20 protein-coding genes are annotated in these 23887 nt (G+C 44.9%); 11 read left to right on the top strand and 9 right to left on the bottom strand.

Annotated elements, in window-relative coordinates; all coding sequences use genetic code 11:
- Window positions 1-35 precede the first annotated feature (35 nt).
- Window positions 36-983 carry a hypothetical protein gene (locus AC1DP6_RS04740; RefSeq protein WP_477053800.1) on the bottom strand — a complete coding sequence of 316 codons (948 nt, stop codon included), beginning with the start codon at window positions 981-983 and terminating at the stop codon, window positions 36-38.
- Window positions 984-1247: 264 nt separating this feature from the next.
- On the opposite strand from AC1DP6_RS04740, the gene AC1DP6_RS04735 reads away from it, so the two are divergent.
- On the top strand, window positions 1248-3899 hold the full coding sequence (locus AC1DP6_RS04735; protein ID WP_477053799.1) for a valine--tRNA ligase: 2652 nt from the start codon (window positions 1248-1250) through the stop codon (window positions 3897-3899).
- A gap of 59 nt (window positions 3900-3958) precedes the next feature.
- Window positions 3959-4435, top strand: coding sequence for a hypothetical protein (locus AC1DP6_RS04730; protein WP_477053798.1), 477 nt, complete (start codon window positions 3959-3961; stop codon window positions 4433-4435).
- 1 nt (window position 4436) lies between these two features.
- Here the strand turns inward: AC1DP6_RS04730 and AC1DP6_RS04725 are convergent, their stop codons facing one another.
- The 6 genes from AC1DP6_RS04725 to AC1DP6_RS04700 form a co-directional block, all read right to left on the bottom strand.
- Window positions 4437-7241: a hypothetical protein gene (locus AC1DP6_RS04725; protein ID WP_477053797.1), complete on the bottom strand. Its 2805-nt coding sequence runs from the start codon at window positions 7239-7241 to the stop codon at window positions 4437-4439.
- Between the two features lie 156 nt (window positions 7242-7397).
- The gene (locus AC1DP6_RS04720) at window positions 7398-8825 is read right to left on the bottom strand and encodes an L-serine ammonia-lyase (protein WP_477053796.1); all 1428 of its coding nucleotides are present in this window, start codon (window positions 8823-8825) and stop codon (window positions 7398-7400) included.
- A 109-nt stretch (window positions 8826-8934) separates the two neighbouring features.
- On the bottom strand, window positions 8935-9414 hold the full coding sequence (locus AC1DP6_RS04715) for an FKBP-type peptidyl-prolyl cis-trans isomerase (protein ID WP_477053795.1): 480 nt from the start codon (window positions 9412-9414) through the stop codon (window positions 8935-8937).
- Window positions 9415-9482: 68 nt separating this feature from the next.
- Window positions 9483-9965: an FKBP-type peptidyl-prolyl cis-trans isomerase gene (locus AC1DP6_RS04710; RefSeq protein ID WP_477053794.1), complete on the bottom strand. Its 483-nt coding sequence runs from the start codon at window positions 9963-9965 to the stop codon at window positions 9483-9485.
- A 129-nt stretch (window positions 9966-10094) separates the two neighbouring features.
- Window positions 10095-11732: a chaperonin GroEL gene (gene groL, locus AC1DP6_RS04705; protein ID WP_441571800.1), complete on the bottom strand. Its 1638-nt coding sequence runs from the start codon at window positions 11730-11732 to the stop codon at window positions 10095-10097.
- 52 nt (window positions 11733-11784) lie between these two features.
- A complete protein-coding gene (locus AC1DP6_RS04700) occupies window positions 11785-12066 on the bottom strand; it encodes a co-chaperone GroES (protein ID WP_079473337.1) in 282 nt (93 codons plus the stop codon).
- Between the two features lie 314 nt (window positions 12067-12380).
- Here AC1DP6_RS04700 and nusB point away from each other — a divergent pair, with 314 nt between their 5' ends.
- The 5 genes from nusB to AC1DP6_RS04675 all read left to right on the top strand — a co-directional run bounded on the left by nusB (window position 12381) and on the right by AC1DP6_RS04675 (window position 15260).
- Window positions 12381-13310 (top strand): transcription antitermination factor NusB, encoded by a 930-nt coding sequence (nusB, locus tag AC1DP6_RS04695; RefSeq protein ID WP_477053793.1) that lies wholly within the window; start codon window positions 12381-12383, stop codon window positions 13308-13310.
- Between the two features lie 38 nt (window positions 13311-13348).
- Complete coding sequence (locus AC1DP6_RS04690) at window positions 13349-13792, top strand: DUF1573 domain-containing protein (RefSeq protein ID WP_441571802.1); 444 nt, start codon at window positions 13349-13351, stop codon at window positions 13790-13792.
- 29 nt (window positions 13793-13821) lie between these two features.
- Window positions 13822-14166 carry a preprotein translocase subunit YajC gene (gene yajC / locus AC1DP6_RS04685; protein WP_441571803.1) on the top strand — a complete coding sequence of 115 codons (345 nt, stop codon included), beginning with the start codon at window positions 13822-13824 and terminating at the stop codon, window positions 14164-14166.
- 132 nt (window positions 14167-14298) lie between these two features.
- Window positions 14299-14895, top strand: coding sequence for a dephospho-CoA kinase (gene coaE / locus AC1DP6_RS04680; protein WP_477053792.1), 597 nt, complete (start codon window positions 14299-14301; stop codon window positions 14893-14895).
- 68 nt (window positions 14896-14963) lie between these two features.
- Window positions 14964-15260, top strand: a complete 297-nt coding sequence (locus AC1DP6_RS04675) for a HesB/IscA family protein (RefSeq protein ID WP_477053791.1) — start codon at window positions 14964-14966, stop codon at window positions 15258-15260.
- A gap of 337 nt (window positions 15261-15597) precedes the next feature.
- Here AC1DP6_RS04675 and secDF read toward each other — a convergent pair whose 3' ends face one another.
- A complete protein-coding gene (secDF, locus tag AC1DP6_RS04670) occupies window positions 15598-18753 on the bottom strand; it encodes a protein translocase subunit SecDF (protein ID WP_477053790.1) in 3156 nt (1051 codons plus the stop codon).
- A gap of 214 nt (window positions 18754-18967) precedes the next feature.
- Between secDF and AC1DP6_RS04665 the strand changes: the two genes are divergently transcribed.
- From AC1DP6_RS04665 to AC1DP6_RS04650, 4 genes are all read left to right on the top strand, one after another.
- Window positions 18968-20185, top strand: coding sequence for a serine hydrolase (locus AC1DP6_RS04665; RefSeq protein WP_477053789.1), 1218 nt, complete (start codon window positions 18968-18970; stop codon window positions 20183-20185).
- 25 nt (window positions 20186-20210) lie between these two features.
- Window positions 20211-20942, top strand: coding sequence for a DUF4397 domain-containing protein (locus AC1DP6_RS04660; protein ID WP_477053788.1), 732 nt, complete (start codon window positions 20211-20213; stop codon window positions 20940-20942).
- A 141-nt stretch (window positions 20943-21083) separates the two neighbouring features.
- Window positions 21084-22277, top strand: a complete 1194-nt coding sequence (locus AC1DP6_RS04655) for a pyridoxal phosphate-dependent aminotransferase (RefSeq protein WP_477053787.1) — start codon at window positions 21084-21086, stop codon at window positions 22275-22277.
- A gap of 127 nt (window positions 22278-22404) precedes the next feature.
- Window positions 22405-22935 (top strand): DUF7935 family protein, encoded by a 531-nt coding sequence (locus AC1DP6_RS04650; protein ID WP_477053786.1) that lies wholly within the window; start codon window positions 22405-22407, stop codon window positions 22933-22935.
- Here AC1DP6_RS04650 and AC1DP6_RS04645 read toward each other — a convergent pair whose 3' ends face one another.
- A complete protein-coding gene (locus AC1DP6_RS04645) occupies window positions 22936-23844 on the bottom strand; it encodes a M23 family metallopeptidase (protein WP_477053785.1) in 909 nt (302 codons plus the stop codon).
- Between the last annotated feature and the right edge of the window lie 43 nt (window positions 23845-23887).

The raw sequence follows: 23887 nt of genomic DNA, 5'->3' as shown, positions 1-23887 counted from the left end.
GGAAAAATCCGGTAAGGGAATGGCTGATTATATTTTTAATCTGTCAGGTGATAATACTTTCTCACCGCATTATAATCCATATAATCTACGGGTGCTTCTCCTCTCCTCGCAGCAGGATCAGCTGGTATCAATACATATTTAAATTGATGGGGCGTCATCTCCATTTGATAAACATCAGGAGGGGTGGTGGCTTTATCAGTGGCATCATGCATATAAAATATATGTATTTGACCTACAACATATGTATTGCGAATAGATATCAGGTATCCTCCGTTGAACACTCCAGTTGAAAAAGGGAGAGGTGTCCAGCTTGATTCTCCCGGGTTATCCGTATTGCCGTCTGGTATCGACATATAAATTAATATTGTTCCGTTATTATAAATATCCCTGGTGATCGCCGGAACCCCCACGATGGCCTCTCTGGCCGGAACAGAGTTCTTGCCACCACTACCACCAACATCTATATTCCATAAACTGTTAAAGTATTCCAAACCTGAAAGGTTAAATGTACCGGAAGTGGCATGGATATCGCCCCGGAGATTAAAGGGCGTCCCCCATCCCAGGAGTGTTTTAGGCCCATAAAAATTATGGGTAATAATATTCAGATAAAAATCTCCGAGCGAACCCAGACTATCTGCAGGAGCCACCTCGCCGCTAAGAATTGTCTTCCCGTTCGCACCATTTGCTCCGTTGGTTCCATTCGTTCCATTCGTGCCATCTGCTCCCTTTAATGAAAACGGTTGTCCCCAACCAGCAGCGGTTTTAGGCCCATAAAAATCACTGTTGGACTTATTAAGATAGAAATCGCCGACTTTACCCAAATTGGCTACCGGCGCAGCTGTGCCACTTAATATAACACTGCCGTCAGCCCCTGCCGGCCCCACAGGGCCCTGTGCTCCCGGGCTACCAATAGGGCCAGCAGGGCCGGTGTCTCCCTTTTTACAACTGGAAAATAAGATAAGTGTTGAAAACAGAACTAGCAAACACAGTTTGAAGATCCCAGGGATCCTTTTACAGAATATAATTCTCATGATTAAAAATTGAGGGTTAAGAAATGACTTACAAATAATATAAGCATTTAAAATGCAATTTGAACCGATAAAAAAAAAGGCGGCCACAAATACTTATTATCTGGTACATTTCCCGGGATAATCGCATGCTGTAACGATATGATTACTATTATTGCCCTTTAAATTTCCATCTCTCCCTAATCTCCGTTATTTTTGCAACCTTATATTATGAATAGCATGGAACTTTCGAAAAATTACCTGCCTGCAACGGTTGAAGAAAAATGGTACCAACAATGGATGGACAAAGGTTATTTCCGCTCTAAGCCGGATGGCCGTCCCCCCTTTACTGTAGTTATTCCCCCTCCCAATGTGACCGGGGTCTTGCATCTTGGCCATACCCTCAATGAAACCGTCCAGGACATCCTGGTGCGCCGTGCCCGTATGAGTGGGTTTAACGCCTGCTGGGTACCAGGTTCCGACCACGCTTCCATTGCTACTGAAGCCAAAGTAGTTAATATGCTCAAGCAGGAAAAAGGGATTGAAAAATCTCAACTTACCCGCGAAGAGTTCCTCAAATATGCCTTTGAATGGAAAGATAAATACGGTGATATCATCTACCACCAGATAAAGAAACTCGGCTGCAGCTGCGACTGGGACCGGGTTACCTTTACCATGGATGATCACTACTACAAAGCAGTCATCACTGTTTTTATTGACCTCTACAAAAAAGGCGTGATCTATCGCGGCGCCCGCATGATTAACTGGGACCCCAAAGCCAAAACAGCTTTGAGTGATGAAGAGGTAGAATACAAAGACCTGCAGGGTAAGCTGTACCATGTTAAATACGCGATTACGGATGCTGCCGGTACGCCAACCGGTGAATTCATCACCATCGCCACCCAGCGCCCCGAAACCATCATGGGTGACACCGCCATTTGCGTAAACCCTGAAGATGAAAGATATACGCACCTGAAAGGACATTTCGCTACCGTGCCGCTGGTAAACCGCCGCGTTCCCGTAATCTTTGATACTTATGTAGATAAAGAATTTGGTACCGGCGCGCTGAAAGTAACGCCTGCACACGATATCAATGACTATAACCTCGGTCTCAAACATAACCTGGAAATAGTAGACACCCTGAATGATGACGGTACACTCAGTGCTGCCGCTATCGTATTTGTGGGCGAAGACCGCTTTGTTGCCCGTAAGAAAGTAGTAGCTGCACTCGCAGACGAAGGCTTACTGGAAAAAGAGCAGGAATATACTACCCGTCTTGGTTACAGTCAACGTAACCCCGACACCGTAGTTGAACCCCGCATTTCCACCCAGTGGTTTGTGAAAATGGCCGAAATGGCCAAACCAGCGCTGGATGCTGTTGTAAACGGAGATGTGAAAATACATCCCGGCGACCGTTTCCTGGCGACCTACAAATACTGGATGGAAAATGTAAAAGACTGGTGTATTTCCCGCCAACTCTGGTGGGGACAACAAATACCAGCCTGGTACGCGCCGGATGGTACTTTTGAAGTAGCTTCCACTGCTGCCGAAGCCGTACAACAGTTTGCTGCACGCAACATCACCATCACCACCGCAGAACTGACACAGGATGAGGATTGCCTCGATACCTGGTTCAGCTCCTGGTTGTGGCCAATGGAAGTATTCAATGGTATCTCCCAGCCAGACAACGAAGATATCAACTACTACTACCCTACTTCCGTACTGGTAACAGGTCAGGATATTATCTTCTTCTGGGTAGCCCGTATGATTATGGCCGGCCTCGAATTCAAAGAAGTGAAGCCGTTCAGCGATGTATACTTCACGGGAATGGTACGCGACAAACTGGGACGCAAAATGAGTAAACAGCTGGGGAACTCTCCGGATCTGCTGGAACTCATCCACGCCTTTGGCGCGGATGCGGTACGCTTCGGGATCATGATTTCCTCACCTGCCGGCAACGACTTGCTCTACGATGATTCCAGCTGCGAGCAGGGACGTAACTTCTGTAATAAAATATGGAATGCCCTGAAGCTGATAAAGATGTGGGAACAACGTCAGGAAGATGACAGTGCTACCAATGCAGCCGCAGACCACTTTGCCGTGAAATGGTTTGAAAGCAGACTGAATGAAGTACAGGCGGAAGTAGCCGCATTGCACAAAGATTTCCGCCTCAGCGAAGGGCTGAAAGCCATCTACAGCCTGGTATGGGATGACTTCTGCAGCTGGTACCTCGAATGGGCCAAACCTGGTTTCGAACAACCAATTCCTGCGTCTGTATACCATAAAACTGTATATTTCTTTGAACAACTCATGCAGTTGTTACATCCGTATATGCCTTTTATTACGGAAGAAATTTATCAGCAGCTGGCCGTGCGTGCCGGAGATGACTCCCTGATGATTAAACAATTTACCACTCCGGAAGCACCTGTACATGCTACACTGCTGGAGGGTTCACTGGCGAAGGAAGTAATCAGCAGCATCCGTGATGCACGCGTTAAAAACCAGATCAAACCTAAAGAACCGATTGTACTGCATATAGAAACCAGGCACGAAAATGCATTCAAACGAATTGAAAGCACGCTCGCTAAACAAGTGAACGCATCTGCTGTTCATTATGTGCAGGCACCTGTTGCAGGTTGTATTACAGTAGTGATCCAGAAAGACAAATTCTACCTGGGTACTGAAACTGTACTGGATACCACTGCGCAAAAAGCTACATTGCTGAAAGACCTGGAATACCTGAAAGGATTCCTCGTATCTGTTGAAAAGAAGCTCTCCAACGAAGGTTTTGTACAGAAAGCAAAACCAGAAGCGGTAGATGCAGAGCGTCAGAAAAAAGCAGATGCAGAAGCAAAGATTGCGGTAATAGAGGAAAGTTTAAAGACCTTATAATTTTTATGATCGCCCGGTCGTTACTATACCGGGCGATTTTTTTATATCCCCGTACTACCATGCAAAAACACCTGTTACTTAGTTTCCTGTTTGCCGCTGCAGTTTCTCCAGCATTTGCACAGTCTCCTAAAAAAACGGCTGCAAAACCTGCTGTTGTTACCAATAAAAGACCAATGAAACTGCGTAGCAGCTGGGGTATTTACCTGAGTGATACATTGCCAAAAAATGAAGTAATAAAACTACTGGACTCTGCACTAATAGTACGTGACGAAAAAAACATCAAATACCCTGTTCTATCGTTTGCCTTTACGTATGAAAGGCAGGAACCTTATCTGAACGATACCACCGGCCAACCAGCACTTTATAAAGATTTTACCGGTGATAACTTCAAAGCAGCCGCCCTCTCCCCTGTGTGGAGCAAAGGTTTGAAAGAATCCCTGCAAACCGGCGATGTATTATATTTCGATGAGATCATCATCAAATATGCAGAAGAAAAATTCTACAAAGCGCCTTCTCTTAAGATCAACGTAAAATAATTTAGTAATTAAACAACTGCTGAATCGGGATAATAAAGTCTACCCTGTTCTGCGCATTATCCACCGGATCCTGATCAAACAGGTGGCTGAAACGCACGCCAAATGTGAATGGCAGCGCATTGCCTATGCGGGTATCAAAGTATAATTCTGTACCGGCAGACGTGTAACGGGTATTAATATTTTGCGGCGCATAATTGGCCATACTGTAATCATAGAACAGATTGGCCCTGATTCTGTTAAAGTATAGTATCTGCGCAAAGCCCCAGTCGGGATATGCCAATGGCAGGTGATAATTGGCCCCCAGCTTATAGATACGGGTATAGAACGGTGTATTATACCCTCTCGCATACACGAAGTTATCTGAGAATGAATAATTAAAAGATTTATCACGCTGCTGAAAAGCCGCCTGCAATACCAGGTTATGATTTTGCCATAAACCTGGCAGATACTGGTCCAGCCGTGCATACAGCTGCTCGGCATACAAGCCATTTACGGAAGTATTGTACTGCACGGCAAGGTATTGCCCGAAATGCGTGAATATATTTTGTGTAGCCTTCATCCGCTGATTGCTGAAGATGAGCGTATTACTGAGGAATTGTAAATCATTCCCTTTGTACTTACTGTCGAGGTAACGGTGACGGATATTGTAGTTACTACCCACAGAAAGACTGCGGCTATAAAGGCCGCCGGAGAAATTGAGGGGAACGCTAATGCCCACATGAGCGGTCGCTTCATTCCAGTATACCCGTTGCCGGTTCTGATCCAGTCCGTTTCGGTTGATGGCGTAATCGGCTCCTACAGACAATACCGGAAACCAGCCACCGAAAGAAAAACCAGCTGCGATGTCGGAATAGCCTTCATTCCGGTTGTACGTATAGCCGATACTGGTAGAAGTAGTACTCAATATATTTTCTCCTATCAGGGAAATACCATAATCCGGATCGTTAAAAGATGGCACCCAGCTATGGAAATTAAATGGATGTGTTAACTGCCGGTATTTCTTTACCGGTAAAGAATCATGGGGCACAACATCCAGGATGTCCCCACCTTCTTTAAAGTGTGGTTGCAGCCAGGCGCTGCGACCATCGCCACTCACGGGCACTTCTTTCCAGGAGGATGTATTCAGTGCAGCATGATACAGCTTATATCCTTTTATGGTGAACTCGCTGAACATGAGACTGTCTTTCTGCGCATCTATGGCCATATGTAATGCGCTGTTACCTCTGTCGGTTACTTCGTATGTTTTTTTATCTGCTAACGTAATGGCATATACGTTGTTTACATCTTTATAGCCACTGGTGAAATAAACAGTATCCCCACTTACGGCAGGGGTACCGATGACGGTGAAGCTGAAAGGTGTCAGCACCGTGCTTTCGCCGGTAGTGAGCGACTGCTGCACCAGCGCCATTTCACCTTTTGTATTACGTACTGCACTGATCACCGCCTGATCATTGGCTGTAAAACGCGGATAGGTATGGTACCAGTTTTCCGGATTGGGTAATTCTTTTTCAATGCTACCTGTTTGCGCATTGATCAGCTGCAGGTGGTACTGCATAGCAGGAGTGGTAGCTACTGCGATAACCTGCTGACCGTTTGCACTAATATCCGGGGAGAAGAATTTGCCTCTGGGAGATATTGTTTTCGTACGTCCGGTAGCGTTATCCCAAATACGGATCACTGAAAAATCTTTCCAGCCCCAGCGCGCATCAAAGCGGGCGGCCGCCCATACTATGCGGCCATTGCGATAGCTGAAAAAATCATCGTATACAATACCGGGTCTTACCAGTAAATGTTCTTCACCGGCGGCATTCAGCTGATAGATACCCGGCACTTTGTTCCAGGCATTCTTTAGTACAATCCATTCATTATTACCGGCGCTGTATACATATTTATAGTTAGTAACAGGTTTAGCTACCGGCAGCATGGCTACCGCCGGAGTAGTATCCGGGCGGGCAGCATAGTTATTCCATAGTGGCTGGTATTCGGCCAGCATGGCGTGATAAAAACCAGTTACATTTTTACCTGTTCTCTTTTTCAGACTATGTGACATGGGATAAAAGAGACCACGGAAACGTACTGCATCGGTGGTAACATCTTTCCAGAATGTTTGCCCGTAATGCGTACGACCATAGGTCGCCATCAGATACCCCAGTGGATAATGATCCGGCACATAGTCAACATAAGAGCCATTCCGGATTTTCATATAGGCGTATTGTTTACCTGCCAGTGAAAGTCCGCGGAAACCATCGAAGAAGCCTGGCAGTCTGCCCCTGCCCTGCGGCGTCAATGCGGTTTCCATCACCACGGCATCTCCTTCCCAAAACCAGTTGGGTACGGCAATATTAGTGATGGCAGCTTGTCCCAGCTGACCGCCAAGAATAGAAAACACTTTAGATAAGCCCTGCCGAAAGTTCATGTTCTGTAACACGTGTCTGTATTCATGTACAGACAGTTGCTCGATCCAGTTGAGTGAGCCCAGGTCCAGTGAGGAAGGGGAAGGTGTGAGATAAAATTCCGAGCGAAAGGGCCCCAGCTGCACATAGCCGTTGGATTGCATGGTTTGGTTCTGCAATACCATATTGACTTTTCTTTCCAACGGACCGATGGAAGTACGGGTATAGCGATTCAGATAATGTACGATGTTGGCTACTCGTTCTCCCTGTGGTGTCATGCCTTTGGGGAAAATTACCCGTACGGTATCCGTATTTATTTGCTGCCATTTCAGCGAGGGTGGGTTGCCCCCGAATTGCTGTGCTGATAAAGAAAGAGAAAGGGCAAATAGAGAAATAGTGGCAAGGATACGCATAAGAGAATTACGAATTTCAAATTACGAATTACGGATAAGCGGATGATGATACCGTATAAACGAAAATATGTTTCTTTCCTTATATTATCACATCTAATCGCTGATATCTTCCTTTTTATCCGTAATTCGTAATTCGTTATTTATAGTTCCTTTTCGTTAGCATTCCGGTAAGCTGATCGGAATATTTACCGCCAGGCCTCCATCAGAAGTTTCTTTGTATTTGGAATTCATGTCCTGGGCTGTTTCCCACATGGTTTTCACCACAGCATCCAGCGAAACTTTTGCCAGTTCCGGATTACTTTGCAGGGCCWGTTGAGAAGCTGTAATAGCTTTAATGGCGCCCATCGTATTTCTTTCGATGCAGGGAATCTGTACCAGTCCGCCGATTGGGTCGCAGGTAAGACCAAGGTGATGTTCCATCGCTATTTCTGCCGCCATCAGCACCTGGCGCTGGGAACCGCCCATACATTCGGTGAGGGCTGCAGCAGCCATCGCAGAGGACACGCCGATTTCGGCCTGACAACCGCCCATAGCTGCGGAGATAGTGGAGCGTTTTTTAAAGATGCTACCTATTTCAGATGCAGTGAGGATGAACTGTTGTATTTTATCATCATGGAAACCATCGCAGAAGGCAATGAAATACTGCAATACTGCGGGTATTACACCAGCGGCGCCGTTGGTGGGTGCAGTAACTACGCGGCCGAAAGAAGCATTTTCTTCATTTACTGCCAGCGCAAAGCAGCTTACCCAGTCAAGTGTATAGCTGAAATGCTCGCCACCTGCTCTGATAGCAGTAATCCAGGAGGCATAATCTGTATAGGTACGTCCTTTCAGTAATTTTTTATTGAGGGCTGCAGCGCGACGACCTACTCTCAGTCCGCCGGGCAATTCACCGCTGGTATGGCATCCTCGGAAAGTACATTCCTGCATCACACGCCAGGTATTAAGTATTCCTTTCCGGGTTTCTTCTTCCGGGCGCCAGGCCTGTTCATTCTCCATTACGAGTTCAGAAATGCTGTATCCTGTTTTGATACACCATTGCAGGAGCTGACGGGCGGTATCAATAGGGAAAGGCAGATCTACCTGTTGTGCGCCGCTTCCTTTCTGTCCTTCCTGCACTACAAAGCCACCACCGATAGAATACCAGGTAGAAGCGATTTGTTCTCCATCCAGGAACGATACCAGGAATGTAAGGGCATTCGGGTGAAAAGGCAAAGATTCTTCAAAGAGGAAGTCAATGTCTTCAACGGGATCAAAGTCTATTTCATATTTACCTGCCAGCAACATTTTACGGCTGCGGCGGATATCATCCATTTTAGGGGTGATCTGGTTTACATCAAAGGTGACGGGATCATCTCCACACAATCCCAGTTGTACTGCAATATCAGTACCGTGCCCATGGCCTGTTTTAGCGAGGGAGCCATATAATAACACCTGTACTTTGCTGACAGCCGGTAATCTGCCATCCTGTTCCAATTCTGCCAGGAAGCGGAGTGCCGCCCGCCAGGGGCCCAGGGTATGGGAACTGGAGGGACCAACGCCTATCTTAAAAATATCAAATACTGAAATACATTCGTGTGCCACTATTTTATAGTTTATCTGTAAAATTAATGGAAAGCGGGCGAATAAAACAATAACATAAAAAAGCGGTGCTGGCTGAGCCGGCACCGCTTTTCCTTTATCTTGTCAACAATTATTTATTCTGAAAATCTTTCAGCTTTACATTAAAGACCAATACGGTGTTGCCCGGAATCTGGCTTCGCCCCTGAGGCCCGTAAGCGAAAAAAGAAGGCAGCAACAAATTAATTTCTCCACCTCTTCCTATTTTGGGAATACCTATTGTCCAGCCGGTAATCACCCGGTTCAGATCAAAACTGGCATTATAGCTGCTATCGAACACCGTTTTATCCAGAAAAGTACCAACATAGGCTACGTTTACATAAGCCGCAGCATTGGCGGTATCTGTTGTTGTACCTCTTTTAATGATCTGGTAAAAAATACCCAGTGAATCATGTTTTAAGTCAGTGATATTATTAGCTGCCGCATACGCAACAATTTTAGCGGAGTCAATGCTATACTGCGCTTTCACATCATAAGGAGGAGTATCATCTTTTTTGGAACAGGCAGCGAGCACTAATAAAAACAATCCTCCCAACAGAAAAACTTTCTTCATACAATTACAGTTTCGATTTTATTATGAAATTAAAAGTTGACAATACGGTAGATAATAGTAAGGATTTTTTACCTGAAATTTATTAATTCCAGGTCAGAAATCAGAACGGCATTGGGTGGAATGACGCCAGGTATACCGACAGGGCCGTAGGCCAGGGCTGGAGGAATATATAACCTGATTTTCCCGCCCTTGGAAATTTTCTGTAGTCCTATCTGCCAGCCAGGGATATGATTTTTCAGCTCCCGCTGATCAAAGTCAGTCGGGCCAAATGAAGTACCTACTATTTCTCCGGAGAGTAGTTGGGTAGAATAAATGATGGTGGGAATGGAGGTCGCTTTCACAAAGTGAATGCTGTCGCCTGGCTGCAGGATCTTATAATAAAGACCTGAAGCATCTTTGATGGCAGTTTCATTATGGGCGCTGAGATAGCTGAGGATTACATTTTCCATCCGCACATCTCCCGTATTCATTTCCAGGGGCCCTTCATTTTTAGTACATGCCGTCAGTAATATAATCAGGCAGGCACTTAATAGTTTAACAGCTGTATTCATCCGCTTCTGTTTACGATCCTGGTTGTTTAACGGATATCCGCCGCGAAAGTTACAATTATTCCGTTACTGGCATAAAAAACTCCTGCCAGCCTAAGCCTGCAGGAGTTCCTTTTATAGTAATAATATAGATTAGTAATCCATACCCATACCGTGGCCACCGCCGCCCATTGCTGGAGCAGAAGACTTAGGTTCTGGTTTATCAGCGATTACACATTCTGTAGTCAACAGCATAGAAGCGATTGATGCAGCATTTTCCAGTGCAATACGGGTTACTTTAGTTGGATCGATTACACCAGCAGCCAGTAAGTTTTCGAAAACTTCTGTACGGGCGTTGAAACCGAAATCACCTTTACCTTCTTTCACTTTCTGTACTACGATAGAACCTTCGATACCTGCGTTAGCAGTGATCTGACGTAATGGTTCTTCAATGGCACGTTTAACGATAGAGATACCGGTTTGTTCGTCATTGTTTTCACCTTTCAGTTCAGCCAATGCTTCGATAGCGCGGATGTAAGCCACACCACCACCAGGCACGATACCTTCTTCAACGGCAGCGCGGGTAGCGTGTAAAGCATCGTCAACGCGATCTTTCTTTTCTTTCATTTCTACTTCAGTAGCAGCTCCAACGTAAAGTACAGCCACACCACCGCTTAATTTAGCGAGACGTTCCTGTAATTTTTCGCGGTCGTAGTCAGAAGTAGTTACTTCGATCTGCGCTTTAATCTGTCCGATACGGCCAGTGATCGCATCTTTTTCACCTTTACCACCTACGATGGTAGTGTTATCTTTATCGATAGTGATAGATTCTGCTTTACCGAGGTAAGTCAGGTCAGCATTTTCCAGTTTGTAACCTTGTTCTTCGCTGATCACGATACCACCGGTCAGGGTAGCCAGATCCTGCAGCATATCCTTTCTTCTGTCGCCAAAGCCAGGAGCTTTAACAGCAGCAACTTTCAGGGTACCACGCAGTTTGTTTACCACCAGGGTAGCCAGTGCTTCACCTTCCAGATCTTCGGAGATGATCACCAGTGGAGCGCCTTGTTGAGCTACTTTTTCCAGGATGTGCAGGATATCCTTCATAGTGCTGATCTTTTTATCGTAGATCAGGATGTAAGGGTTAGCCAGTTCAGCCTGCATTTTTTCGCTGTTGGTAATGAAGTAAGGAGACAGGTAACCGCGGTCAAACTGCATACCTTCTACTACTTCAACAGTAGTGTCAGTACCTTTAGCTTCTTCTACAGTGATAACGCCGTCTTTGGTTACTTTCTGCATTGCCTGGGCAATCAGTTTACCAATTTCGTTATCGTTATTAGCGGAGATAGATGCTACCTGTTCAATTTTCTGGTTGTCGTTTCCAACACTTTCAGACTGTTTTCTCAGATTTTCAACTACAGCTTTAACCGCTTTGTCGATACCACGTTTCAGATCCATTGGGTTAGCACCGGCAGCTACGTTTTTCAAACCGTCGCCGATGATAGCCTGTGCCAGAACAGTTGCAGTGGTAGTACCATCACCTGCCAGGTCAGCAGTTTTGGAAGCTACTTCTTTCACCATTTGCGCACCCATATTTTCGATAGCGTCTTCGAGTTCAATTTCTTTCGCAACGGTAACACCATCTTTAGTTACACCCGGAGCACCGAATTTCTTTTCGATAACTACGTTACGACCTTTAGGGCCGAGGGTTACTTTAACGGCATCAGCCAGAGTGTCAACGCCTTTCTTCATTTTGTTGCGGGCGTCTATATTGAAGAAAATTTGTTTTGCCATAATACTTTGTAGATTTTTCTATTAGGAATTAAAACATATCCGTGCTGCTATCTTAAACGATAGCCAGGATATCAGATTCACGCATGATTAAGTAATCTTCGCCTTCAATAGGGAGTTCCTGACCAGAGTATTTACCATACAGAACAGTATCACCTACTTTCACAGTGATTGGTTCATCTTTTTTACCAGGACCAGCAGCCACTACGGTGCCTCTCACTGGTTTTTCTTTTGCAGTATCCGGGATAATGATACCACCAGCTGTTTTCTCTTCTGCTGCTGCAGGTTTCACAATTACCCTGTCAGCTAAAGGTTTAATACTTAATTGTTTAGCCATAGTAGATTTTATTTAAAAAAGATGTTTATATTTTGTTCCTTCCCGTCCACGAGAATTGTGCCAAGGCGGTTTTCGGGTCAAATTTGCAGTTCACGAAGGTATTGACTAGATTCCATACTGACAAATCATGACAGGCAACCCGAAAAAATGACAGAAATGACAGGAAATGAAGGTGTCTTACCAGAAAAAAATCAGCCGCATCCCTAAAATCCTGGGTAAGACAAATCCGCTCCAGGGGCTATCCCTGCCAAATATCCTTAAATATGAATTTTTTTCTCTAGTTTTGCGCCCTTATACCAGTTCTTTTTTATACGATGATCAGTAGAAGAAACATCCGGGTAAAAGTGATGCAAACACTTTACGCCCTGGAAACGATGGATGAAAGCAGTATTAAGCCAGGCACGGCCACCAGACTTTTAAACGAAAAGCTGGACCAAACCTGTCAGATCTTTACCTACTTACTTAATTCAGTGGTACAGGTGGCGCAATACGCAGAAATTGATGCGCAGGCCCGTGCCTCCAAACACTTACCCTCAGCCGAGGATCTGCAGGTAAATACCAAAATTGCAGGTAATGAATTTATTTTCCAGATAACCAATGATAAGGGGTTCCAGGTAAACCTGGAGCAATGGAAGATGAAGCTGCAAACAGATGATGATCTGCTCAGAAAGCTTTATAACCAGATGACCGTTACGGATACCTACAAAGCTTATATAGCAGACGGCACCCGTACCAAAGCCGGTGAAAAGGAAATACTCGAATYTATCTATAAAGAAGTACTGGGCAAAAGTGAGCTGTTTATACAGCATATGGAAGATACCTTCCTCCACTGGGGCGATGATGAAGAAATGATGAGCATTCTGATCAACAATTACTTCAACAAGCCACATCTCTTCAACTTCCTGCAGCTGATCAGCAAAGAAAAGCTGGATTATGCAAAAGAACTGTTGCTGACAGTAATTGACAAGAAAGATTACTGCCTGGAGCTGATCAAACCCAAGTTACAAAACTGGGATTCTGAGCGCATAGCAGCGGTAGATATGTTACTGATGGAAATGGGGGTATGTGAGTTCCTTTACTTCCCTACCATTCCTACCAAAGTAACAATCAACGAATATATCGATCTGGCAAAAGCATATAGCACACCACAGAGCGGACAGTTTATCAACGGTATTCTGGATAATATCCTGAAAGACCTGGAAAAAGAACAATTGGTTCAAAAACAAGACCGTCCCAAAAAGTAAGTGGGAAAAGTTATTTTTACCTAAAAAATAGCAATACCATGAAAAAGCTGTTCTGTTTATTCGCCTGTGGAAGCCTGCTGATAGCGGCTTGTAACAATAGTGCAAAAACTAACACCACTGCCGCAGGTGCTGCCGGCAGCGGACAGGTAAAAGAAGATGGGCAATCCTCTGCACTCACTTTTGAAGAAAAGGTGCATAATTTCGGAGAAATTGCAGCCGGTGAAAAGGTAGAGTACTCCTTTAAATTCACCAATACGGGCACCAGCCCACTACTGATCGAAGATGCTATCTCCAGCTGTGGTTGCACAGTACCGGAATGGCCGAAAGAACCGATCAAACCCGGACAATCCGGCTATATGAAAGTTATTTTCGATAGTCATGGTAAATCCGGTTATACAGAAAAAGAGATTTCTGTCAAAATCAACAATAAAGACGGTTATGTGGTAGGACCTAAAATCCAGTGTAATATTATTACCAAATAGACCCGAATAAACTATTAAATCAATTATAGATGAACATCCTGAACATTTTATTAATGGCGCCTCAAGGCGGTGCCTCAGGCGGCGGTAACTCCTGGGTTTCTTTCCTGTTTTTTGGTGGTATGATTGTCGTTATGTGGCTTTTTATGATTCGCCCTCAGACTAAGAAAGCAAAACTGCAGAAACAATTTATTGACAACCTGAAAGAAGGCGATAAAATTGTTACCATCGCAGGTATTCACGGTAAAGTGAAAAAAATGAACGATAACAATACCGTATTAATGGAAGTTAGTCCTGGTACCAGCTTTACCATTGAGCGTTCTGCTATCAGCATGGAATATACTTCAGCGCAACAGAAAGCGGCTGAAACCAAATAAAGAAATTACGAATTAGAAATTACGAATTACGGAGTTGTATGTAGATATTAGCGGACCAATATTTCGCTACTGTCTACATACAACTCCGTAATTCGTAATTCCAAATTCGTAATTCTTTTTTAAATTGGGGTTATGTTAAAGATAGGAATCACCGGAGGCATAGGCTCTGGTAAAAGCACCGTTAGCAAAATATTTGAATTATTAGGCGTGCCCGTATATTATGCGGACGAAAGAGCAAAAGATATACTGGTACGTGATCCGGAGCTGGTGGAGCAGGTGAAACAACACTTTGGCGCCGAAGTATATGATGCCAACGGCGTCCTCAACCGAAAATACCTCGGCAATATTGTATTCAACGACAAAGACAAGCTGGCCATCCTCAACTCCCTGGTACATCCGGCTACCATCCGGGATTCCGACCAATGGGCCCTGCAACAGCATACCCCTTATGTTCTAAAGGAAGCCGCCCTCCTTTTTGAGACGGAATCCTTCCACCACCTCGATAAAGTAATCGCCGTTTTTGCCCCCCAGCCACTGCGGATACATCGCGTCATGAAACGGGACAATGTTACCCGTAATGAAGTGCTGGCACGCATTTACAAACAAATTGATGAAACCATCAAAATGCGCTTAAGCGATTATATCATACACAACGATGAGCAGCATATGGTGATCCCGCAGGTACTGACATTACATCAGGAACTACTGGCGCTGGCTGCAGCCCATTGAGGTTACCTTGGGTATACCAGTGCGGGTGTCCCCTGTTGTTTTGCCTAACTTTGATAAAAATATGGATAATGGACAAGGCGAATAACTCCCCCATTCAACTGACAGCCAATGCTGTAGATCAAGTGAAAAAATTATTACAGGGTGCTACAGAAGCACCTTACCTGCGGGTGGGTGTGAAAGGCGGTGGTTGCTCCGGTGTAGCTTATATGTTAGGATTTGATGCCATGATGGAAGATGATGACATATTTGATATTGCCGGTATACCAGTGATCATGAAAAAAGCACATGGCATGTACCTGATGGGCATGGAAATAGATTATCAGCAGGATACTGTTGCAACAGGTTTTGTATTCAGAAACCCTTGATGAATAACCCCTTTATACCTGCTTCTTTTTAATAATAAATATCTTTTTTCGCAGCTACAGCCTGCTACAACAGCGCTGCCATGGCTGGTTCTGGCCTCATCCCCGCATCAAGTCCACCTCAAGTCCACCTCAACTGCACTGCTTCTATAGGTACTTAGCGGGTGCTAAGCATAGGCTCGGCGGACCTACATAGTGAAAAGGTAGTGCTGACTATAATGATAGGGGGGTAATGCACTATAATAACCGGCTTATTATCTTCTTTAATACTTACACATAAAAAAACCTCCTGGCAAGCCAGGAGGTTTTTATTTATCAAACATTATTTCAGTTATCTCACTTATTTAGTAGCAGGAGCTGCTTTCTGAGCAGTTACTTCTACGGATTCACTTTCATTGCCCAGTTGGTTCTTTTTGTCAAAGTCAACCAGTACCGGAGCAGCCACGAAGATAGAAGAGTAAGTACCAGTGATCACACCTATCAGCATCGCAAAGGCGAAACCGCGGGTTACTTCACCACCGAAGATAAATAATATCAGGATGGTCAGGAACACCGTGAGGGAGGTCATAATGGTACGGCTCAGGGTATCGTTAATCGCTTTGTTGATAACAACATTTCTGTCGCGGCCATGTTTACCTGTTCTGAAGTATTCACGGATACGGTCAAATACGATCACGGTATCGTTCATGGAGAACCCGATCACCGTCAGGATCGCAGCAATAAAGTGCTGGTCAATTTCGAGTGTGAACGGTACAAAAGATCTGCACCAGGAGAATACTGCCAGTGTTACCAGTACGTCATGCAGCAGGGAGAATATAGTACCGATAGAGTACTGCCATTTGCTGAAACGTAACAGGATGTACAGGAAGATCACTACGAGCGACAGCACGGTGGCTTTTACGGCACCGGCACGTAAGTCATCGGAAATGGTAGGTGATACCGTTTGTGATCCAACAATATAGCGGCTGGCAAATACTTCAGGTGTTACAGAAGCGTCATAGAACTGCTTCAGACCACCATATAATTTATCAGCTACTTCTTTATCTACTGCCAGGCTCTGTTGTTCAATTTTGTATGCAGTGGTGATGTTCAGCTGGTTAGTACTTCCGATTGTTTTAACGAATACTTCTGATTCGAATTCTTTCTTCAGTACATCTGCCACTTTCTCTCTGTTCATCGGATGTTCAAAGCGAACAGTATAGCTACGTCCACCGGAGAAATCGATACCGTGGTCGAAACCATGGAAGAAAGAAGATACACCTGCTACCATTACAAATGCAGAGATGATATAAGCATATTTACGTTTACCTACGAAGTCGAAGGCAGCGTGTTTAAATACTTTACGGGAAATAGGGGTAAAGTATTCGAAATGTCTTTTTCTCTTCATCCAGAAGTCAGTTACCATACGGGAAACCAGGATACCGCAGAACAGAGACAGGAACAAACCTATGATCTGAGTGGTAGCAAAGCCCAATACAGGACCTAAACCGAAGTAAAACAGGATGAATGCAGTGAGGAGGGAGGTAACGTGACCATCCAATACCGGCGCATAGGAACGTTTGTAACCGTCTGCTACGGCATCATGGTATGACTTACCTTGGGTAAGTTCATCCTTGATTCTTTCGAAGATGATTACGTTGGTATCTACCGCCATACCGATTGTCAGTACCATACCGGCAATACCGGCCATTGTTAACGTAGCCCCCATAGATGCCAGGATACCGAAGGTAAACAGCAGGTTGAGTACCAGTGCAATGTTCGCTACCCAGCCAGCTGAGTTGTAATACACCAGCATGAGTACGAAAATGATTCCGAAGGAGATCATGAAAGACTTGGCACCAGCAGCGATGGATTCAGCGCCGAGGGTAGGTCCTACGATCTGTTCCTGTACAATCTGGGCAGGAGCCGGCATTTTACCGGATTTCAGGATATTGGCGAGGTCATTTGCTTCTTCGATGGTAAAGCTACCACTGATAGAAGAACGGCCACCGGCAATTTCGCCCTGTATAGAAGGTGCAGAGTAAACGATATTATCCAGTACTACCGCAACATAGTTTAAGGTAGCAGGATCTTTTGGATTGGTTGGAGCCAGTTCGCCGGTCAGTTTTTTCCATTCATGGGCACCTACGTTGTCCATGGTCATGCTGATTTCCGGTTGGTTGTTCTGGTCCATATCCTGACGTGCATCTACGATCCTTTCACCACCAACGCGGGGAGCAGGGTTAGCAGGATTCACTTTCAGGAGGTAAACAGCCATTGGGCCGTGTTTATCTTCTTTATTTTCAGGACCGAATGCAATCACGCCATCTTTAGGCAAAACAGCCTGAACAGCTGGCAGACGAAGGTAACGGCTGAAAGTAGCAGTATCTTTAGGAAACACTCTTCCGATAGAAGGACCAGGGAAAATGGTACCGGACTGAGGATCTGCGTTAGGGATAAATACCATGAACAGCGGATTTTGTTTCTGCTGTTCTTTAATTTGCAGTTCCTTGCTGGCATTTTTGCTGGTATCTTTCTTTGACAGGTATTGTGTCAGACTGGCATCTTTACTGGTATCGCCGGCAGCAGGAGTAGTTGCAGCCTTTGCAGTATCTGCAGCGGCTACAGCAGGAGTGCTGGTGGTATTCAGTGAATTTTTGATAGCCTCATTTACAGGAAGCAGTACATTCTGGAAAAATTCCGGACTGTTCTTGTATACTTCTCTGAATTCGAGGTTAGCAGTAGCCTGCAGGTATTTGTGTACACGTGCAGCGTTATCAACGCCTGCGAGTTCCACAGAGATCAGGCCTTTGTTTTCGTCCAGGCTGATGTTGGGTTGTGCCACACCGAATTTATCAATACGTTTTTGCAGTACGATATAGGTATTTTTAATGGCAACACGTGATTCCTTGCGGATCATGTCCAGCACCTGCTGATTGGAAGAATTGAAGGTGATATCTTTTTGATAGGCGTTCGCAAAGATAGTCGCCAGTTTACCTTGAGGAGCTACTTCGGCGTATGCTTGACCGAACAAAGTAACAAAATCTGACTGGTTTGTCTTTTTCAGCTCATTTGCCCTAACCAGCGCTCTGTTAAATGCAGCGTCCTTGGATTGACCGGATAAAGCGCGGATCACATCTTCCACGTTTACTTCCAGTACAACGTTCATACCTCCTACCAGATCCAGACCGAGATTCAGTTCTTTCTCTTTGGCCTTGGTGTAGGTAACATACCATGGGAAACCTGCAATTTGCTTGCTGCTGGTACTGTCCACGATCTCTTGTCTCCTTTGCTTAATAACCCCAGCCAACGTATCTGAGTAGAAGCCCCGCAGTTCTTTCTGGTTGTCAGCGGGATATTTCTTTTCAGGTGTAGGRTATTGTTTGGCCACATCGTTCTTGGCCTGCTGCTCTATCTTCTTCTCATAGTTCCGCACCAAAAACGTGAAGGACAATTGGTACAAAGAGATAAGGATCAGTGCGATGGCAAAAAATCTTACCAGTCCTTTAAGTTGCATACTGTTTGTTTCGGGTTTATAAAAAAAATTTTTAAGAGTTGCAAAGATAGAATTTAAATCGATATATTAAAGCCCTTGTTAAAAGACGCGCAAAATGAGTACGCGCCTGCATTTGCAGGTAAGTTGGCATACTTTTTTATAAATCTGCTGATCCTGGATTCTGGTCTTTTTAATATTATTCCTTTGCTTTACAATCAATAACAACGGCAAATATATGCAAACCCAACATTATCCGGCAACAGATAATTTTCTGGATGCTTTGCTGAAAAGTCACAAAAGCCAGTTAGGCACCGTTTTCAGCGACCCTGCCTCCTACCGCTTACAGGTAATTTTCACCCGGATAGACCGGGATGAGCAGCAATTGCCGCATTTCACGGACTATTTCTATGGTGTCCCCCCGGATACCTACTTCTACCCTGCTTCCACGGTAAAATTGCCGGCAGTAGCACTGGCACTGGAAAAGCTGAATGATCTGGGGCTGCCGGGCCTTCACCGGAATACGCCTTTATTTACAGATCCGCTACCGGATATTAATACCGGGGTTCGGCGTGATCATTCTGCCGCTTCCGGATTGCCATCGGTGGCTCATTACATCAAAAAAATATTCCTGGTCAGCGACAACGACGCCTTTAACCGGCTATATGAGCTAATAGGACAGGAACATTTTAACCGGCGGCTATGGGAAATGGGGTATGATCAGGCCCAGATCCGGCACCGGGTGGGGCTTCCCCTCTATGAAGCTGCCAATAAGCACACCAACGGTGTGGTATTTCAAACGGGGAATGTGGTCCACTACCAGCAGCCGGCACAGCATAGCGGGCTTACTTTTCCCCTACGGGAGGACTTCGCCGGAAAGGCGTATTATAACCATCTGGATAAGCTGGAACGCCAGCCCATGAACTTCTCCCATCGCAACAAACTCCCGCTCATTCACTTACACAACATATTACGCAGCATAATTTTTCCGGAGGCTGTAACAAATCAACAGCGTTTCCGTTTAACAGGAGAAGATTATCATTTTTTGTATCAGAGTATGTCACAATATCCGGAGGAATCAACCGATCCAATATATGATCCGGAACAATATTACCAGGCATATACGAGATTTTTGCTTTTCGGAGGAGAGAGAGATAGCCAGATACCACCACATATCAGGATATTTAATAAACCAGGATGGGCTTACGGATTTCTGACCGATACCGCTTATATTGTGGATTTCGCCAACAATACTGAGTTTTTATTATCAGCGAGCATCTTTGTAAATACAAGTGGAATACTGGGAGACGACCAACAGGCTTTTGAAGAAACAGGTAAGCCCTTTCTCAGGGCATTGGGACAAGTGATTTATACAGCGGAGGTGGCACGTCATAAAAAGGTATTGCCAGACCTTTCCCGCTTCAGACCAAACGACAAAAAAACAACTGATCAATAACACAAATTAAAAAACTGAGCGCAAAATGCTAACCAAGAAAAATCGCGTATGGGCCGCAGCAGCCCTGTTGACCGTAGTTACCGGAATGACATCCTGTTTGAAAAATGATAACAATGTCACGCCTCAGCGGCAAACGGCCAAAGTCATTGTTATGAACGTTTCCAACAGCACCATTCCTGCCAGTTTTTACGATAATGGCCAGAAAATAAGCAAAGACGGTGTTAGTGTTGGCTTCAACTTCGTAGCCCCATATAACGCTTTGGGCGGTGCACATGCCTTTGATCTGAAGAAACTAACCGGAGATAGTGTAATTGCCACCAGCAATGCCACTTTGGATTCTAACCTTTACTATACACATGTTATATTTAACAACCCGGTAAAGTCAATCACAGTGCTGAACGACCTGGCCTCTGCGAGTCAAACGAAAATCAACATCCGTTGCTTTAACCTGTCTCCAAACGGTCCAAATGATAAAGTAGATTTTTATATAGGTAGTGAGAAAATAGACAGTAACCGTGCGTATATGTCCATAGGTGAACTGGCTTCTTCTACTACATTTAAGCAGTTCAGCAACTTCAGTGTGAATAACGCCGTTACCATTAAGAAAGCAGGTACTGATGTAGTACTGGCAACCAATAACAAGCTAACTATCACTTCTTTCAGTACTGGTCTCGTATATACCATCTACTTTGCAGGTACTCCAGGCAGCACTGGTACAGATAAACTGATGGTGGATGCTATCCCCAGCTACTATTAATAAATAATAAATTATAATCCGTATAAATGCAGAAGGGGCCGTGATTACGGCCCCTTCTGCATTGCAGTAGCAGCCGGGTATCATCTTTCCATGTATTATCTACTTTTTTTCTGTAGGTTTGTTCCGGTACAACGTTAAGATATGAATCAACTAGCAGAAAGGCTGTCACGGATTTCCGAGCCTCAAACAATTAAAATGGCTAAACTCGGCCGCGAGTTGAAAGCCCAGGGTATAGACATCGYAGACCTTAGTATCGGAGAACCGGATTTTGATACCCCGGCACATATCCGGGAAGCCGCCAAAAAGGCGATTGACGAAGGATTTACACACTATACACCCGTGGCTGGCTATGCAGACGTAAGACAGGCGGTAGTACACAAACTTAAAAGAGATAACGGTCTTGACTATACGCCGGAACAGATTGTTGTATCCACCGGCGCCAAGCAGTGCCTGGCCAATGCAGTACTCAGCATTGTAAACCCCGGCGATGAAGTCATCATACCAACTCCCTACTGGGTTACCTATTCAGAACAGGTAAGTCTTTGCCAGGGAGAAGTCGTATTTGTTCCCTGCAGCATTGAAAACAATTATAAAATTACGCCAGAACAGCTGGAAGCGGCTATCACGCCTAAAAGCAGGCTGTTCATGTTTTCCTCTCCCTGCAACCCTACCGGATCCGTATATTCAAAAGAAGAGCTGGCAGGACTGGCGGCGGTATTTGCCAAACATCCGGAGATCTTTATCATCTCTGATGAAATATATGAGTATATCAATTACGTTGGTCACCACGAAAGTATCGCGCAGTTTGGTGATCTGATCAACCGCACGATCATTATCAATGGATTGAGCAAAGGCTTTGCCATGACAGGCTGGCGTTTGGGTTATATGGCGGCACCACTGGATATTGCCAAAGCATGTGACAAAGTCCAGAGCCAGTTTACATCCGCTACCTGCTCCATCACGCAGCGGGCGGCTATTACCGCCCTTACCGGCGAGCTGACTACTGCTGTGGAAATGGTGGCAGAATTCAAAAAACGCCGTGCTTACATACATGAGGCCCTGAAAACCATTCCCGGCTTAAAGGTGAATGATCCGGAAGGCGCCTTCTACATGTTTCCTGATGTAAGCGCATTCCTGAATAAATCATTTGAAGATTCATATATCAAAGATGCAGATGACCTCTGTATGTATCTTCTTCATAAAGCCCACATGTCTACTGTTACCGGTGGTGCGTTCCAACAGCCTAACTGTATCCGCCTGTCTTATGCCACCAGCATGGATAAGCTGGAAAAAGGGGTGGAAAGAATGAGAACCTGGCTGGGGAAACTGAGCTGAGAATTATAAATTACGAATTACGGAGTATAGCATGATCTTCGGATATATCCGCCACACCGTAATTCGTAATTCTTAATTCGTAATTATATATAATATTATTATATATTTGTGCGCATAAAGTATAAAGATGGATGTGAATCTGACTAATTTCCTGTATGTGGCCCTTGCAGTAGGCGCAATAGCTATCGTATATCCGACCATAAAAGATCTTTTCAAAAAAAATAAGCCGCAAGATGCGGCTGCAGAAGAGAAACAGCCCACGACAAACGCAGCAGTACTGCCTTTGCAGTTGCAGGCGTATGAGCGGATGGCATTGTATGTAGACCGGATTACGCCGCAAAGCCTGATCGGGCGCATCTATCAGCCGGGCTTACTGGCTGTGGACATGCAGATAGCGATGGTGCAAAATATCAAAGCAGAATACGAACATAATGTAACGCAGCAGATCTATGTATCTGCCATGACCTGGGAAGCGGTAAAAACATTAAAGGAACAAACCATTTCCGTCATCAACCAGGTAGCGGTACAATTAGCACCAGATGCACCAGCCATGGAGCTGAACAAACAGATACTGGAAGTCTTTTTACAAGCCGGTGAATCTCCCGCTGAGCTTACCTCCCAGATCATCAATGCAGAAGCAAAACGACTGATGCGATAATCATTTTGTTCGGATCACTTCATCCAGCAAATAACCTTTTCCGTTAAACAGTATATAAAGAGGTTTTCCCTGGTACCAGGGAATGCCGGCTGTTTTGGCATGTACCTGTATATGCAGATGGGGTTCGGTACTAAAGCCCGAATTACCTACACAGCCCAGCGGATCGCCCTGTTTTACATACTGACCTTCCTTTACGGTAACACTACCCATTTTAAGATGACCCATAAACACGTAATAGCCAGGCGTTTCCAGTAATACCTGGTTGGTATTCTTTGGTCCGCGGTCCATCGCCGGCGGAATATTGTCGGGATTATTACTGTAAGCCCTTATAACAAGACCATCACAGGGTGCATATACAGTATCGCCGAAGATGGTATAATCTTCCAGACGACGGGAAAATATTTTATTCGCACGGCCACCTGTGCTGTTCAGTTTCACAATATCCATCGCGTATACAGCACCACGTAAACTATAATGAAATACATTGGTGGGCAATCCTTTACCTCCCTGTAACACATAGTATTTGCCTGATTTAAATGGCAGCGACAATTTTACAGTATCCGGTTTACCGGTAGTGCCGGTAAAGTAAAGCACACTAAGTAAGATGAATATAGCGGACAGTACAACGTTGCTCCGCTTTTTCCAGCGGGGTGTAGGTTTGGCAGCGTGATCATGTTTACGCAACACGTAAGCTGCACAACAGGCCAGTAATAAACCGCCGAAAACATAGCCGGTATAAATGGACAGATATACCCAGGTACCATACAAATACAGAAACACCGCCATTGAAAGGCCCAGCAACAAATAAGTGTAAGTTGCTGACAACGGCCTGCTGCCAGCTTTCCATACCAGGTATAAACTATACAGCGCCAACGCGAGGGTAATGCCTAATAAACAGTAAATGATCATAATAGCCAGCCAACTTTCACACAAATTATCAATATTTTTCTCA

It is taken from the genome of Chitinophaga sp. 01L420 (genome assembly GCF_056399985.1).
This window is presented reverse-complemented; position numbering and strand designations above follow the sequence as displayed.